Source organism: Bradyrhizobium sp. WSM1743 (genome assembly GCF_000473065.1).
Classification (GTDB): Bacteria; Pseudomonadota; Alphaproteobacteria; order Rhizobiales; family Xanthobacteraceae; genus Bradyrhizobium.
In genome coordinates, this window is sequence record NZ_AXAZ01000059.1 from 22,498 (window position 1) to 38,569 (window position 16,072).

14 protein-coding genes are annotated in these 16,072 nt (G+C 63.3%); 12 read left to right on the forward strand and 2 right to left on the reverse strand.

Features of this window, described 5'->3' with window-relative positions:
• The first annotated feature begins 58 nt into the window (after nucleotides 1-58).
• The 9 genes from YU9_RS0128425 to YU9_RS0128465 all read left to right on the forward strand — a co-directional run bounded on the left by YU9_RS0128425 (nucleotide 59) and on the right by YU9_RS0128465 (nucleotide 10,661).
• Nucleotides 59-856, forward strand: coding sequence for an ABC transporter ATP-binding protein (locus YU9_RS0128425; protein ID WP_027575848.1), 798 nt, complete (start codon nucleotides 59-61; stop codon nucleotides 854-856).
• Nucleotides 853-1,566, forward strand: coding sequence for an ABC transporter ATP-binding protein (locus tag YU9_RS0128430; RefSeq protein WP_027575849.1), 714 nt, complete (start codon nucleotides 853-855; stop codon nucleotides 1,564-1,566). Before YU9_RS0128425 ends, YU9_RS0128430 begins: the two co-directional genes overlap by 4 nt.
• A 220-nt stretch (nucleotides 1,567-1,786) precedes the next feature.
• Entirely contained in the window at nucleotides 1,787-2,665 is an 879-nt protein-coding gene (locus tag YU9_RS0128435; RefSeq protein ID WP_027575850.1) for a branched-chain amino acid ABC transporter permease, read from the forward strand.
• Between the two features lie 2 nt (nucleotides 2,666-2,667).
• The gene (locus tag YU9_RS0128440; protein ID WP_027575851.1) at nucleotides 2,668-3,687 is read left to right on the forward strand and encodes a branched-chain amino acid ABC transporter permease; all 1,020 of its coding nucleotides are present in this window, start codon (nucleotides 2,668-2,670) and stop codon (nucleotides 3,685-3,687) included.
• 38 nt (nucleotides 3,688-3,725) lie between these two features.
• A complete protein-coding gene (locus YU9_RS0128445) occupies nucleotides 3,726-4,961 on the forward strand; it encodes an ABC transporter substrate-binding protein (protein ID WP_027575852.1) in 1,236 nt (411 codons plus the stop codon).
• A 119-nt stretch (nucleotides 4,962-5,080) separates the two neighbouring features.
• Nucleotides 5,081-6,307 (forward strand): ABC transporter substrate-binding protein, encoded by a 1,227-nt coding sequence (locus YU9_RS0128450; RefSeq protein WP_027575853.1) that lies wholly within the window; start codon nucleotides 5,081-5,083, stop codon nucleotides 6,305-6,307.
• A 258-nt stretch (nucleotides 6,308-6,565) separates the two neighbouring features.
• Nucleotides 6,566-7,792, forward strand: a complete 1,227-nt coding sequence (locus tag YU9_RS0128455; protein WP_027575854.1) for an ABC transporter substrate-binding protein — start codon at nucleotides 6,566-6,568, stop codon at nucleotides 7,790-7,792.
• 167 nt (nucleotides 7,793-7,959) lie between these two features.
• Entirely contained in the window at nucleotides 7,960-9,189 is a 1,230-nt protein-coding gene (locus YU9_RS0128460; protein WP_027575855.1) for an ABC transporter substrate-binding protein, read from the forward strand.
• A gap of 188 nt (nucleotides 9,190-9,377) precedes the next feature.
• Nucleotides 9,378-10,661, forward strand: a complete 1,284-nt coding sequence (locus YU9_RS0128465) for a glycerate kinase (protein ID WP_027575856.1) — start codon at nucleotides 9,378-9,380, stop codon at nucleotides 10,659-10,661.
• Nucleotides 10,662-10,763: 102 nt separating this feature from the next.
• On the opposite strand, the gene YU9_RS0128470 is transcribed toward YU9_RS0128465, so the two are convergent.
• Nucleotides 10,764-11,285, reverse strand: a complete 522-nt coding sequence (locus tag YU9_RS0128470) for a MarR family winged helix-turn-helix transcriptional regulator (RefSeq protein WP_027575857.1) — start codon at nucleotides 11,283-11,285, stop codon at nucleotides 10,764-10,766.
• A 173-nt stretch (nucleotides 11,286-11,458) separates the two neighbouring features.
• Between YU9_RS0128470 and YU9_RS0128475 the strand changes: the two genes are divergently transcribed.
• The 3 genes from YU9_RS0128475 to YU9_RS0128485 are packed head-to-tail and all read left to right on the forward strand — an operon-like array spanning nucleotide 11,459 to nucleotide 15,004.
• Entirely contained in the window at nucleotides 11,459-12,499 is a 1,041-nt protein-coding gene (locus tag YU9_RS0128475) for a branched-chain amino acid ABC transporter permease (RefSeq protein WP_027575858.1), read from the forward strand.
• Nucleotides 12,500-12,506: 7 nt separating this feature from the next.
• Nucleotides 12,507-14,276 (forward strand): ATP-binding cassette domain-containing protein, encoded by a 1,770-nt coding sequence (locus tag YU9_RS42740; RefSeq protein ID WP_051380552.1) that lies wholly within the window; start codon nucleotides 12,507-12,509, stop codon nucleotides 14,274-14,276.
• The gene (locus YU9_RS0128485) at nucleotides 14,273-15,004 is read left to right on the forward strand and encodes an ABC transporter ATP-binding protein (protein ID WP_027575859.1); all 732 of its coding nucleotides are present in this window, start codon (nucleotides 14,273-14,275) and stop codon (nucleotides 15,002-15,004) included. The genes YU9_RS42740 and YU9_RS0128485 overlap by 4 nt, the downstream gene beginning before the upstream one ends.
• Nucleotides 15,005-15,323: 319 nt before the next feature.
• Here the strand turns inward: YU9_RS0128485 and YU9_RS0128490 are convergent, their stop codons facing one another.
• Entirely contained in the window at nucleotides 15,324-15,953 is a 630-nt protein-coding gene (locus YU9_RS0128490) for a pyridoxamine 5'-phosphate oxidase family protein (RefSeq protein ID WP_027575860.1), read from the reverse strand.
• Nucleotides 15,954-16,072 lie beyond the last annotated feature (119 nt).

A 16,072-nucleotide genomic window follows, 5' to 3' on the forward strand; every position in this document is an offset into this window, starting at 1 on the left:
ATCATCGGGAGCGGTTCGCATCGCCCCATCGCTCACTGAACGACGTGAGCGAGACGAGATGACGCAGGCACAGCTCGCGCGGGGGACATCGCCCCTGCTCGCGGTTCGCGACGTCAGCGTCGTGTTCGGCGGCATCGTCGCGCTCAACGGTGTGTCCTTCGACATGCACCAGGGCCAGATCCTCGGATTGATCGGCCCCAACGGCGCCGGCAAGACCACGCTCTTCAACTGCCTTTCGCGTCTGTATCAGCCGTCGTCCGGCGACATCCTGATGGACGGCGCAAGCATCCTGTCGCGGCCGCCGCACCGGATCGCCGAGATCGGCATCGGCCGCACCTTCCAGAACGTGGCGCTGTTCCCGAACCTGTCGGTGATGGACAACGTCCGCGTCGGCGCGCACTCGAAGACCTCCAGCGACATCATCAGCGACTCCTTAAGGCTTGCCTGGGTCCGGCGCAGCGAGACCGACGTCAACAAGAAGGTGCACGAGATCCTCGCCTATCTCGACCTCGAGGACGTCGCCCACACCATCGTCTCCGGCCTGCCCTTCGGCACGCAGAAGCGGGTCGAGCTGGCGCGCGCGCTGGCGGCCGATCCGAAGATCCTGCTGCTCGACGAGCCCGCCGGCGGCCTCAATCACGAGGAAGTCCATGTGCTGGGCGACCTCATCCGCCGCATCCGCGATGAGCGCCACATGACCGTGCTGCTGGTCGAGCACCATATGGGCCTCGTGATGTCGATTGCCGACCACGTCGTCGCGCTCAATTTCGGCAAGAAGCTCGCGGAAGGCACCCCCGCACAGGTGCAGGCGGACCCCGACGTCATCAAGGCCTACCTCGGGAGCAAAGACCAATGACGACACTGCTCAACGTCAAGGACCTGCGCGCCTATTACGGCCAGGTCCAGGCGCTTCATGGCCTGTCCTTCTCGCTCAACGAGGGATCGCTGACGACGCTGCTCGGGGCCAACGGCGCCGGCAAGACCACCACGCTGCGCGCGATCTGCAACATGGTGCGCTCGACCGGCGCGATCGAGTTCGACGGCAAGCCGCTGAACAACCGCTCGACCGAGAACATCGTGCGGTTCGGCATCGCCCATGTGCCGCAGGGCCGCGGCACCTTCACCACCATGACGGTGGAGGAGAACCTCCAGCTCGGAGCCATCACCCGCAAGGACGGCGCCGGCATCGTCTCCGACATCGAGCGCATGTACGCGCACTTCCCGGTGTTGAAGCAGCGCCACACCCAGCAGGCCGGCACACTCTCCGGCGGCGAGCAACAGATGCTCGCGGTCGCCAGGGCGCTGATGCTGCGGCCGCGGCTGATGCTGCTGGACGAGCCGTCCTTCGGCCTCGCGCCGCTGGTGGTGCGCGATCTGTTCGGCATCCTCGGCAAGATCAACCGCGAGGACAAGGTGTCGATCCTGGTGGTCGAGCAGAACGCCCAGCTCGCGCTCGAGCTCGCCGACCAGGCTTATGTGATCGAGACCGGCCGCATCGTGATGTCTGGCAAAGCCAAGGACATCGCGAACAACGAAGAAATCCGCAAATCCTATCTGGGTTACTGAGGAGCGGATGATGGCAAGGAATCACACGCGCTCTCCGTACACGTCTCCCCGAAGGGGAGAGGTCGATTTGCGCAGCAAATCGGGTGAGGGGCCGCAGCTTCACCGGAAGACCGAAACCCCTCACCCGGCGCTTCGCGCCGACCTCTCCCTAAGGGAGAGGTGGACGTTCGACGCCGTTGCAGTTCAAACCCCATCGGGCAAGTTTTAGGGAGCCGGGACAATGGAGCTGTTCACCAACCAAGTCCTGGCCGGCATCGCCACGGGCGCGATCTATGCCTGCATGGCGCTCGCCGTCGTCATGATCTACCAGGCCATCGACCATCTCAACTTCGCGCAAGGCGAGATGGCGATGTTCTCGACCTTCATCTCGTGGCAGCTGATGCAGTGGGGCGTGTCCTATTGGGCCGCCTTCCTCATCACGCTGGCATTTTCCTTTGTCGCCGGCATCGCGATCGAGCGCATCCTGTTCAAGCCGCTCGCGAAGGCACCGGTTTTGACCAACGTCGCCGGCTTCATCGCCCTGTTTGCGATCATCAACTCCTCGGCCGGCCTGATCTGGGACTTCACCATCAAGCAATATCCGACCCCGTTCGGCTCCGCACCGTTCCTGGGCAGCCAGCTGATCTCCACCCACCAGGCCGGCATGATCGGCGTCACCGTGCTGCTGCTGCTGGGCCTCTACTTCTTCTTCCAGTACACCCGCATCGGTCTCGCCATGCGCGCCGCCGCGTCCGTGCCTGAATCGGCCCGTCTCGTCGGCATCAACACGAGCTGGATGATCGCGCTAGGCTGGGGCATGGCGACCGCGATCGGCTCGATCGCCGGCATGCTGATCGCTCCCGTCGTGTTCCTCGAGCCCAACATGATGGGCGGCGTCCTGATCTACGGCTTCGCCGCGGCAGTGCTCGGCGGACTGTCGAGCCCGTTCGGCGCCGTGGTCGGCGGCTTCCTGGTTGGCATCTTCGAGAATCTCGCCGGCACCTACATCCCGGGCGTCGGCAACGAGCTGAAGCTCCCGATCGCGCTCGCGCTGATCATCTCCGTCCTGGTCGTCAAACCCGCTGGCCTGTTCGGCCGGCACATCGTCAAGCGAGTTTGATCATGAGCGCTGCAGAAGAAGTCGTCGCCGAAGGCCACGAAGCGGTCGAGGCGGTTCCGAAGCGGGCCATGACGCTGGGCACCGGCACCTCGCTGCTGGTGCTGGCGGCGCTGTTGATCGTGCCGATGTTCGTCAAGAATTTCATCATCTTCCAGATGACGATGCTCCTGATCTACGGGCTCGCCGTGCTGGCGCTGAACATCCTGACCGGCGGAAGCGGCCAGTTCTCGCTCGGCCAGAGCGCGTTCTACGCCGTCGGCGCCTATACCTCGGCGGTGCTGATGGAGCACGCCAACATCAATTACGCCCTGACCATTCCGATTTCCGCCGCGATCTGCTTCGCATTCGGTTACCTGTTCGGCAAGCCGGCGCTGCGGCTGTCCGGCGTCTATCTCGCGCTCGCGACCTTCGCGCTCGCGACCGCGATGCCGCAGCTGCTCAAGCTGAACTTCCTCGAGCATTGGACCGGTGGCGTGCAGGGTCTCGTCGTCACCAAGCCGGACGCGCCATTTGGCCTGCCGATGTCGCAGGATATGTGGCTGTACTATTTCACGCTCGTCGTGACGGTCGCGATCTACATCTTCTCGGTCAACCTGCTGCGCTCCCGCTCCGGCCGCGCCTTCATGGCAATCCGCGACAACGAGATCGCGGCCTCCTCGATGGGTGTCAACGTCTCGCTCTACAAGACGCTGGCGTTCGGGGTGTCCGCCGGCATCACCGGCGTTGCCGGCTCGCTCGGCGCCATCGCCGTGCAATTCGTCGCGCCGGACAGCTACACCATCACGCTCGCGATCTCGCTGTTCCTCGGCATGGTCGTCGGCGGCGTCGGCTGGCTGCCCGGCTCGTTCGTCGGCGCGGCTTTCATCATCTTCGTGCCGAACATGGCGGAAAGCATCTCCAAGGGCCTCTCCGGCGCAGTGTTCGGCGTGCTGTTGTTCCTCGTCATCTACCTCGTGCCGCACGGCGCAAGGCAGGTCGCGATCCTGGGCCAGCAACTGATCGGCAAGCTCAGGAAGAACTGAAATCTCTCACGGACTGTTGTTTAACGAAGGAGACCCAATTGCTTTTCGAAAGAACACTGCGAGCCGCCGCGCTGGTCACGGCAACGGCGGCCGTCACTCTCACCTCCGGCGCTGCACTCGCCCAAAAGAAATACGACACCGGCGCGTCCGATACCGACATCAAGATCGGCAACATCATGCCGTACAGCGGTCCGGCGTCGGCCTATGGCATCATCGGCAAGACCGAAGAAGCCTATTTCAAGATGATCAACGACAAGGGCGGCATCAACGGCCGCAAGATCAATTTCGTCACCTATGACGACGGCTATTCGCCGCCGAAAGCCGTCGAGCAGGTCCGCAAGCTGGTCGAGAGCGACGAGGTGCTGGCCGTCTTCAATCCGCTCGGCACGCCTTCGAACACGGCGATCCAGAAATACCTCAACGCCAAGAAGATCCCGCAGCTCTTCGTCGCCACCGGCGCGACCAAGTGGAACGATCCGAAGAACTTCCCCTGGACCATGGGCTGGCAGCCCTCCTACCAGAGCGAAGCGCACATCTACGCGAAATGGCTGATGAAGGAGAAGCCCGACGCCAAGATCGCGATCCTCTATCAGAACGACGATTTCGGCAAAGACTACCTCAAGGGCACCAAGGACGGCCTCGGCGCCAAGGCCTCATCCATGATCATCATGGAAGAGAGCTATGAGGTCTCCGAGCCGTCGATCGACGGCCACATCGTCAAGATCAAGGCGGCCAATCCCGACGTGCTCTTGATCTACGCCACGCCAAAGTTTGCGGCCCAGACCATCAAGAAGACCGCCGAGCTCAGCTGGAAGCCGCTCCAGATCCTCACCAACGTGTCGATCTCGGTCGGCAGCGTGATGAAGCCGGCCGGCTTCGAGAACGCGCAGGGCGTGCTGTCGGCGGCCTATGCCAAGGATTCGACGGATCCGCAGTGGGCCAACGATCCCGGCATGAAGAGGTGGAACGAGTTCGTCGACAAGTACATGCCGGGCGCCGACAAGTCCGACACCAGCATGGTCTATGGCTACGGCGCCGCGTCGACCCTGGCCAAGGTGCTGGAAATGTGCGGTGACGATCTCACCCGCGTCAACCTCATGAAGCAGGCTGCGAGCCTGAAGGACTTTGCGCCGGATACCCTGCTGCCCGGCGTCAAGATCAACACCAGCGCCAACGACTTCGCTCCGATTGCGCAGCTCCAGATGATGCGCTTCAAGGGCGAGAAGTGGGAACTGTTCGGCGAGATCATCAGCGGCGACGTCGCCTCCGAATGACACGCTGACGCTATAATTCAGCGCGAAGAGCCCCCGCGGGCAACCGCGGGGGCTTTTTGTTGACGTCTGGCCGCAATCTTGTTCAATGCGGCGCCGATCCAGCTCGGGGTAGGAGAACAATGACTGCCGTTCGTTTTCAGGTTGCGCCCCTCTGCGTCGCATTCGCGTTGTGCACTGCAATGAGCAGCGAAGTGCTGGCGCAGAAGAAATACGACAGCGGCGCTTCCGATACCGAGATCAAGATCGGGAACATCATGCCCTATAGTGGTCCGGCCTCCGCCTATGCCGCGATCGGCAAGGCCGAGGAAGCCTATTTCAACAAGGTCAATGCCGAGGGCGGCATCAACGGCCGCAAGATCAAATTCATCTCCTATGACGACGCCTATTCGCCGCCGAAAACGGTGGAGCAGGCGCGCAAGCTGGTCGAGAGCGACGGTGTGCTGTTGATCTTCGGCTCGCTCGGCACCTCCACCAACAGCGCCATCCGCAAATACATGAACGAGAAGAAGGTGCCGCAATTGTTCGTGGCGAGCGGCGCGTCGAAATGGAACGATCCCAAGCAATATCCCTGGACCATGGGTTGGCAGCCGAGCTACACGAGCGAGGCGCGCATCTACGCCAAATACGTCATGAAGGAGAAGCCGGACGGAAAGATCGGCGTGCTCTACCAGAACGACGATTTCGGCAAGGACTATCTCAAGGGGCTGAAGGAGGGTCTCGGGGCCAAGGCTTCGATGATCGTGCTGGAAGAAGCCTACGACACCTCGGAGCCGGCGGTCGACGAGCACGTCGTCAAATTGAAAGCCTCCGGCGCCGACGTCTTCATCAGCATCACCACACCGAAATTCACAGCGCAGGCGATCAAGAAGGCGGCCGAGATCAACTGGCATCCGGTCCAGATCATCTCCAACGTCTCGGCCTCGGTCGGCGGCGTGATCGAACCAGCGGGCTTCGAGATCTCGCAAGGCATCCTGTCGGCGAGTTACACCAAGGACGGCTCCGATCCGCAGTGGAATGCCGACGACGGCATGAAGAAGTTCTACAGCTTCCTCGCCCAATATGACCCCAAGGCCAACAAGCTCGATGCCGGCGTCGTGTTCGGCTATGCCGCCGCACAGACCATGGTGAAGGTGCTGCAGATGTGCGGCGACGATCTCACCCGCCAGAATGTCATGAAACAGGCCGCCAGCCTGAAAGACTTCGAACCCGATACGCTGCTGCCCGGCATCAAGATCAATACCGCGCCGGACAATTTCGCGCCGATCGAGCAACTCCAGATGATGCGCTTCAAGGGCAAAAGGTGGGAGCTGTTCGGCGACATCATTTCCAGCGAGCTCGTGCATTGAGCGCGCCGGCGCGCAATTCAAAATAGCCGATATTCAGCGAGACAATCTCAGCGCGGTCGAGCGACGACGCGCCTCATCTCGCGCACCGGAATATTCCGCATCATCTCAAAAAAAGAGCGCCTCGCCGCGGTGTCTCAGGCTGGGCGTTCTCCTTGCTGGCCGCCCGAGAAGGGTATTGAATATGCGTCGGAGTGACGGGCAAAGATCGCTCCCAACCAAAAACAATCGACACATTCAAACCGAGCTAGGGAGAGCAAGATGCCTGCAATGCATGTGCGTTTGGGGGCCTTCTCGGCTGCCCTCGTGCTTGCTGCCACCCTGTCCACGGCAGCATCGGCCCAGAAGAAATACGACACCGGCGCATCCGACACCGAAATCAAGATCGGCAACATCATGCCCTACAGCGGTCCGGCGTCCGCCTACGGCGTGATCGGCAAGACGGAAGAAGCCTATTTCCGCAAGATCAACGCTGAAGGCGGCATCAACGGCCGCAAGATCAACTTCGTCAGCTATGACGACGCCTATTCGCCGCCGAAGACCGTGGAGCAGGCCCGCAAGCTCGTCGAGAGCGACGAGGTGCTGCTGATCTTCAACTCGCTCGGCACACCGCCGAACTCGGCGATCCAGAAATACATGAACCAGAAGAAGGTGCCGCAGCTCTTCGTCGCCACCGGCGCCACCAAGTGGAACGATCCGAAAGATTTCCCCTGGACCATGGGCTGGCAGCCCAACTACCAGAGCGAGTCGCAGATTTACGCAAAGTACATCCTGAAGAACCATCCCGACGCCAAGATCGGCGTGCTCTATCAGAACGACGATTACGGCAAGGACTATCTGAAGGGTTTCAAGGACGGGCTTGGGAGCAAGGCCTCGATGATCATCATCGAGGACAGCTATGAAGTCTCCGAGCCGACCATCGACTCCCACATCGTCAGGCTGAAGTCATCCGGCGCGGACGTGTTCTTCAACATCACGACGCCGAAATTCGCGGCCCAGGCGATCAAGAAGAATGCGGAGATCGGCTGGAAGCCGCTCCATTTCCTCAACAACGTATCGGCATCGATCGGCAGTGTGATCAAGCCAGCAGGCTTCGAGAACGCCCAGGACATCATCTCCTCGCAATATTTCAAGGATCCCACCGATCCGCAATGGAAGGACGATCCCGCGATGAAGGCCTGGAACGAGTTCCTGGACAAATACTATCCCGAGGCCAACCGGGCCGACGCCTCGGTGATGTACGGCTTCATCGTGTCCCAGGGTCTCGTGCAGGTGCTGAAGGCCTGCGGCGACGATCTGACGCGTGCGAACGTGATGAAGCAGGCGGCCAGCATCAAGGACTTCGAACCCGCCGGCCTGCTCCCGGGTGTCAAGGTTAATACCAGCCCCACCGACTTTGCTCCGATCTCGCAGTTGCAGCTCATCCGCTTCAAAGGAGAAGCCTGGGAGCGGTTCGGCGACGTTCTCAGCAGCGACGTCGGAGGCTAGGGGATCGACTGGCGTGATTAACGACTAAAGACGCAGCCCCTGCGGCCAAGTCGCAGGGGCTTTTCCTTGAAGCTTTCGGGCAAATCGTATTGAATTGCGGTCGCGCCGCCAAAAAAACCGAGACAAGAAAAGGACGCGCACACACCAAGAAAAACAGGGAGATTGGAATGCCTGCTGTCACCGGCAAGCTTGCGGCCGCATCATTGGCGCTCGCGCTCATCGCGGCCTCGACCTCAACTGCATCGGCGCAGAAGAAATACGATACCGGCGCGACCGACACCGAGATCAAGATCGGCAACATCATGCCCTACAGCGGACCGGCTTCCGCCTACGGCATCATCGGGCGGACCGAAGCCGCCTATTTCAAAAAGATCAACGACGAGGGCGGCATCAACGGCCGCAAGATCAACTTCATCAGCTATGACGATGCGTACTCACCGCCAAAGACGGTGGAGCAGGCCCGCAAGCTGGTCGAGAGCGACGAGGTGCTGCTGATCTTCAACTCGCTCGGCACACCGCCGAACTCGGCGATCCAGAAGTACATGAACTCGAAGAAGGTGCCGCAGCTGTTCGTCGCCACCGGCGCCACCAAGTGGAACGATCCGAAAGACTTCCCCTGGACCATGGGCTGGCAACCCAACTACCAGAGCGAGACGCAGATCTATGCGAAGTGGCTCTTGAAGAACAAGCCGGACGCCAAGATCGCCGTGCTCTACCAGAACGACGATTACGGCAAGGACTATCTCAAGGGCCTGAAGGACGGCCTCGGGGCCAAAGCGGCCTCGATGATCGTGATCGAGGAGAGCTACGAGACTTCCGAGCCGACCATCGACAACCACATCGTCAAGCTGAAGTCGACCGGCGCCGACGTCTTCATGAACATCACCACGCCGAAATTCGCGGCGCAGGCGATCAAGAAGAATGCCGAGATCGGCTGGAAGCCGCTGCACTTCCTCAACAACGTCTCCGCCTCCGTCGGCAGCGTGATGAAACCGGCCGGCTTCGAGAACGGCCAGGACATCATCTCGGCCGATTATCTCAAGGACGCCGCGGATCCGCAGTGGTCCACCGATCCCGGCATGAAGGACTTTCTGGCCTTCATGAACAAGTACTTTCCGGAGGGCGACAAGCTCGATCACGGCACCATCGTCGGCTATGCCGTCGCCCAGACGTTGGTTCAGGTGCTCAAGCAATGTGGCGACGACTTGACGCGTGCGAACATCATGAAGCAAGCCGCCAGCCTGAAGGACTTCCGCACGGAGGTGCTGCTGCCCGGCATCCAGATCAACACCTCCCCGACCGACTTCGCGCCAATCAGCCAGCTCCGGCTTGAGAAGTTCAAGGGCGAGAAATGGGAGTTGTTCGGCGACGTGATCAGCGCGGACGTCGGCGGCTAGCTGCCTGACGACCTCGTGACGGAAAGCCCCCTGCGCGACGCAGGGGGCTTTGCTTGCGCAGCGATTATGATCACGCGATTGCACAATCGAATGATGGTAAAGGCCGCTTACGCTTTGGCGCCCGATGCGGTAGGCAGATGACCGGCGACCTTGTCGCCGCCACTTCAGTCTGCTCAAGGCCATTGTCCATGACCGACCGCCGTCCCCTGCTCCGCGCGCTCTACGATGCCGCCGTTGCCGCCGCCCATCCCAATGTGGTGCTGGCCCCTCACTTGCGGCCGGCCCCCAGGGGACGCGTGATCTGTCTTGCCGCCGGCAAGGGCGCCGGCGCGATGGCTGCGGCGGCGGAACGGCACTATCTGGACGCGCTCAAGCTCGCGCCGGAGCGGCTGGTCGGCATCGCCACCACGCGCCACGGCTACGGCGTGCCGACGCGCCGCATCCGCGTGGTCGAGGCCGGTCATCCCGTGCCCGACGAGGCCGGCCTCAAGGGCGCAGCCGACACGCTGGCGCTCGCCGGCGAGGCCGGGCCTGACGATCTGCTTCTGGTGCTGCTCACCGGCGGCGGCTCGGCGAACTGGATCGCGCCGGTGGAGGGCATCAGCTTCGCGCAGAAGCAGGCCGTCAACAAGGCGCTGCTGCGCTCGGGCGCGCCGATCGGCGAGATGAATGTCGTGCGCAAGCACTTGTCACGCATCAAAGGTGGCCGGCTGGCGCGCGCCGGCAGGAATGCCGCCGAGATCGTCACGCTCGCGATCTCCGATGTGCCGCATGACGATCCTTCCGCGATCGCCTCCGGCCCCACCGTGCCCGACGCGACGACGCTGGCGGATGCGCGCGCGATCGTGGCGAAATACAGGCTCGACATTGACGACGCCGTGCGCCGCGCCCTCGACGATCCCAATAACGAAAGCTGCAAGCCGGGTGACGCGGCGTTTGCGCGCGCGCATTTCGAGCTGATCGCGCGGCCCAAGCAATCGCTGGACGCCGCGGTGAAGCTCGCGCGCGAGTCCGGCTACGAGACCATCGATCTCGGCGCCGATCTCGAAGGCGAGGCCCGCGAGGTCGCCGCCGATCATGCCAGGCTGGCGCTGCAAGCGCGCGCCCAGGGCAAGCGCGTCGCGATCCTCTCCGGCGGCGAGCTCACGGTCACCGTGCGCGGCAACGGGCGCGGCGGGCCGAACCAGGAATACGCGCTGGCGCTCGCCGAGCTGCTCAAGGACACGCCGAACATTTCGGCACTCGCCGGCGACACCGATGGTGCCGACGGCGGCGCCGGTCACCCGACCGACCCCGCCGGCGCGCTGATCGACGCGGCAACCTTCACGAAGATGAAAGCGCTGGGGCTTAAGCCGCAGGCCTATCTCGACAACAACGACGCGACGACGTTCTTCGAAGCCACGGGGGATCTGCTGCAGCCGGGGCCGACGCTGACCAATGTGAATGATATCCGGGTTATTTTGGTGGATTGAGGTCGTGCCTCTCTCGTCATTCCGGGGCACGCGGAAGCGTGAACCCGGAATCTCGAGATTCCGGGTTCGATGCTACGCATCGCCCCGGAATGACGAAATCCCTCAAAACTCGTTGGCGATCTTCGCGAGCATCCCGATCAGGGCCTCGCGGTTGGACTGGCCGAGCAGATCGTTCAGCCGGGCCTCGTGCTTGGTGGCGACGAGCTTTTTTGCGCGCGCCAGCACGGCCTTGCCCTTGTCGGTCAAGACCAGGATGTGCGAGCGGCGGTCGTTGGTGGAGCGGATCCGCGCGCAAAGGTCGCGGCTCTCCAGGTTGTCGAGCATGGCCACAAAATTCGGGCGCAGGATGCCGAGGGTGGAGGCGATCTCGGTCTGATTGCGGCCGGGGTTCTTCTCGACCAGCAGCAGCACCGAGAACTGCGCCGGCGTCAGCTGCAGCGAGGCCATGCAGCGCAGAAAGTTCTCGAACACCTTGAGCTGCGCCCGCTTCAGGACATAGCCGAGCTGCTCGGAGAGCTCGCCGAGCTGGAGCGCCTCGGCCTGCGGCTCGGCCGGGTCCTTGCGGCCCTTGGCCGCGTCGGCCGCCTTTTCGGAGGACTTTTCAGCGGTTTTGGAAACGGTCATCGCCTCGTGCTCGTAATCCCGCTAAATTCGGGACGGGTCGCTCGCCACCCTTGATGTTATATTTGATAATTGTTATGGACCATATCAAATATCGTCAGCGTTTTTCAATGGCTGTGAGCGGACCGTCCACCGCAATCGAGAGGACCGGTCCGGATTAGGGGGAGCGTCCGGTCTTGAATACCACCATCATGCTGTTCCTGGTGCAGGACGGCATCACCAATGGCGCGATCTATGCGCTGCTCGGCCTCGCACTGGTGCTGGTGTTCGCCGTCACCCGCGTCATCCTCATTCCCCAGGGCGAATTCGTCACCTATGGCGCGCTGACCTATGCCTCGCTGGCCGCGGGCCAGATGCCCGGCACGGGCAAGCTCGCACTGGCGCTGGGCATCGGTGCCTTCGTCTTCGACCTGTTCGTGGCGCGCAAGGCGCTGCATGCGCGGCTGATCCTGCGCAGCTGCATCACCAACATCGTGCTGCCGGCCATCGTGCTGGCACTAACCCTGTACTTCGCTGCGCAGAAGCCGCCGGTGCCGGTCTGCATCGCGCTGTCGCTGGTGATCGTGGCGATGATCGGCGTCTATCTCTATCGCATCGCGTTCCAGCCGCTGGCGCACACCTCCGTGCTGGTGCTGCTGATCGCATCCGTCGGCGTTCACCTCGCGCTGCAGGGCCTCGGTCTGTTGTTCTTCGGCGCCGAAGGCCAGCGCGGACCTGCCGTGCTGTCCGGCGCCTTCACCGCCGGCGCGCTGCGCTTTACCGGCCAGAGCATCACCGTCTACGCCATCACCATCGCCTTCATCGTCGCCCTCTGGCTGTTCTTCGGCCTGACGCTCTACGGCAAGGCGCTGCGCGCAACCGCGGTGAACCGGCTGGGCGCACGGCTTGCGGGCATCCGCACCACGCTGTCGGGGCAGATCGCCTTCCTGCTGGCCTCGGTGATCGGCGCACTGTCGGGCATCATGATCGTGCCGATCACGACGCTCTATTACGACTCGGGCTTCCTGATCGGGCTGAAAGGCTTCGTCGCCGCGATCATCGGCGGGCTCGTCAGCTATCCCCTCACCGCTGTCGCGGCGCTGGTCGTCGGCATCGTCGAGGCGTTCTCGTCCTTCTATGCCTCCAACTACAAGGAAGTGATCGTCTTCATGCTGCTGATCCCCGTGCTGCTGCTGCGCTCGCTCGCAGCTCCCGCGGTCGAGGAAGAGAAGGACTGACGCCAAGATGCAGAGCCGGCTTCCCATCCTCATCTTCGCTCTTCTCATGGCGGCGATCCCGCATCTTCCCGGCATGCCGCCGTTCTGGATCGTGCTGCTCGACAATATCGGTCTCGCCGCCCTGGTCGCGATGGGCCTCGTGCTGCTGACCGGCGTCGGCGGCCTCACCTCGTTCGGCCAGGCCGCCTTCGTCGGCTTCGGCGCCTACACCACCGCGGTGCTGTCCACGGCTTACGGCCTGTCGCCGTGGCTGACGCTGCCACTGTCGCTCGTGGTCAGCGGATCGCTCGCGGTGCTGCTCGGGCTGATCACGGTCCGCCTCTCCGGCCATTATCTGCCGCTCGGCACGCTCGCCTGGGGGTTAGGCCTGTTCTACCTCTTCAGCAAGCTGGAGTTCCTCGGCCGCAACGACGGCATCTCGGCGATCCCGCCGCTGTCGATCGGCACGTTCAAGATGCTCTCGCCCGGCTCGATCTATTACGCGATCTGGGTCGCCGTGATCGTCTCGGCCGTGCTGACGATGAACCTGTTGGACTCCCGGACCGGCCGCGCCATTCGCGCGCTCAGGCGCGGCCATGTCGCGGCCGAGGCCTTCGGCGTGCACACGCCGCGCGCAAAGCTCTTGGTGTTCATCCATGCCGCGGTGCTCGCGGGACTTTCGGGATGGCTCTACGCGCATCTTCAGCGTGCCGTGAACCCGACGCCGTTCGGCGCCCAGGCCGGCATCGAATATCTCTTCATCGCGGTCGTCGGCGGCGCCGGCTATGTCTGGGGCGGCGTCTTGGGCGCGGCCATCGTGGTGGTGCTGAAGGAGGTACTGCAAAGCTATCTGCCGCTGATCCTGCCCGGCTCCGGCCAGGTCGAGACCATCGTGTTCGGCATCATGCTGGTGGCGTTGCTGCAGCTCGCGCCCGGCGGCCTCTGGCCCTGGTTGATATCGTTCCTGCCCGAGCGCACCGGTGGCAGGAAGCCTGACACCTCGTTGAAGCTGGAGCATCGCGCCCGCGCGGCCGGCGAATCGGGCGTGCTTCTCCAAGTCGAAAAAGCGCGAAAACAGTTCGGCGGCGTGGTCGCGGTCAACAACGTCTCCTTCGACGTCCAGGCCCGCGAGATCGTCGCGCTGATCGGCCCGAACGGCGCCGGCAAGAGCACGACGTTCAATCTGATCACCGGCGTGCTGTCGGCGACCTCGGGCTCGATCTCGGTGCTCGGCAGGAAGGTCGACAACGCGCCGCCGCAGGAGATCGTCAAGCTCGGCATTTCCCGCACCTTCCAGCACGTCAAGCTGGTCCCTGACATGACCGTGCTGGAGAACGTCGCGATCGGCGCCCATCTGCGCGGCCATTCCGGGCCGATCTCATCGATGCTGCGGCTCGACCGCGCGGATGAGGCCAAGCTGCTCGCGGAAGCCGCCCGCCAGATCGAGCGCGTCGGGCTCGCCGAGCAGATGCACCAGCTCGCAGGTTCGCTCTCGCTCGGCCAGCAGCGCATCGTCGAGATTGCGCGCGCGCTGTGTGTCGATCCGATGCTGCTGCTGCTCGACGAGCCGGCCGCGGGCCTGCGCCACATGGAGAAGCAGCGTCTCGCAACGCTGCTCCGCGAGCTGCGCGACGGCGGCATGAGCGTGCTGCTGGTGGAGCACGACATGGGCTTCGTCATGAACCTGGCCGACCGCATCGTGGTGCTCGATTTCGGCACCAAGATCGCCGAAGGGACGCCCGCCACGATCAAGACCAATCCCGAAGTGATCAAGGCCTATCTCGGAGTGGCGGCATGAGCGCGCTGTTGTCCGTCACCGATGCGCATGTCGCCTATGGCAAGGTCGAGGCCGTGCGCTCGGTCTCGCTCGAGGTCGGCACCAACGAGATCGTCACCATCGTCGGCGCCAACGGCGCCGGCAAGACCACGCTGCTCTCGGCCATCATGGGCATCTTGCCGCTGAAGGGCCGCGTCGCCTTTGCCGGGCAGGATCTCGCCCGGCTCGACATCGAGGACCGCGTCGCGATGGGGCTCGGGCTCGTCCCGGAGCACCGCGAATTGTTCGTGACCATGAATGTCGAGGACAATCTCGAGTTGGGGGCCTTCCGCATCGAGCGGAGCAGGGCGAAGTCCTCGATCGAGCGGGTCTACGCGTTGTTTCCGCGGCTCAAGGAGCGCCGCAAGCAGCTCGCCGGCACGCTCTCCGGCGGCGAGCAGCAGATGCTCGCGATGGGCCGCGCGCTGATGGGCGAGCCGAAGCTCTTGATGCTGGACGAGCCGAGCCTCGGCCTCGCTCCCATCATCGTCGCCGACATCTTCCGCATCATCACCGAGCTGCGCGCCAGCGGCGTCTCCGTGCTGCTGGTCGAGCAGAACGCCCAGGCGGCGCTGAAGATCGCGGACCAGGCCTATGTGATGGAGCTTGGCGAGTTCGTGCTCAGCGGCAAGGCCAGTGACATCGCCGCGAACGAGCGGGTGGCGGCGAGCTATCTCGGCTTCCAGCATGAGGGCGAGAGTCGGATCTAGGTCTCTCCTCTCCCTCTCCTCGTTCTTACGGGGCCGCGACGAGCTTCGCTCGCGCTGAGAGGGTCGGAGTGAGGGGCCGCCTCCGCGCAGACGGTGATAGCCGAGCTCGCGATCTCTCCTCGTCATTGCGAGCGCAGCGAAGCAACCCAGAATCTTTCCGCGGAGACACTGGATTGCTTCGCTACGCTCGCAATGATGGTGTAGACGGAGCAGCCGCTATATCAAGCAGATCGATTCGCGGAGGCTCCCCCTCACCCGGATCGCATCTGCGATGCGATCCGGCCTCTCCCCGCACGCGGGGAGAGGCGAAGAGGGCCGCTCAAATCGTCGCGGCCTTCTCCCCCTTCAGCGCCGCGACCTCCGCCTCCAGCTGCGCGATCCTCGCGTCTCTCGCCGCCAGCGCTGCTGCGACATCGCCCGCGTCGAATTTCTGCGGGATGTGCTGCGGACAGTTGGTGTCCCACGCCGCGATCTTGAACAGGATCACCTGCTCGGGCCGCGCGCGGTAGCCTTTCGGCATCAGCGACGCGATCAGCGCCTCGTCGTCCTCAACCACGCGCGCCTCGCCCCAGATCTTCACGCGGCGGCGATGGGCGTAGTCCATGACGAAGATGTAGGCCTTGGGATTCTCCGAGAGATTGCCCTGGGTAATGAACTGCTGGTTGCCGGCATAGTCGGCGAAGGCCAGCGTCTGCTTGTCCAGCACCTTGAGAAAACCCTTGGGCCCGCCGCGGTGCTGGATATAGGGCTGGCCGTCGACTGAAGCGGTGGCGAAATAGAAGCTGTTGGCGTCGGCCAGGAAGGCCGCGAGGTTGTCGTCGACCTCGGTGCGCCAGCCGCGCTGCTCGCTCCGCGCGTAGGCCTCACGCGAACCCTTGCGGGCCTGGATCGCCTTCACCGTCGGCGAGAAGGCGACGTCGCTGGCATAGGTGTGGACTGCGGCCGTCACGGAACATCTCCTGAAATTCCGGCGCATCTCTGCGTCTTCGCTGGTCAAGATGGAGCTTCCGCGGCACAGAACAATCTAGCCGCTTGACACTTCATCATTGCGATATATGCAATAATGCC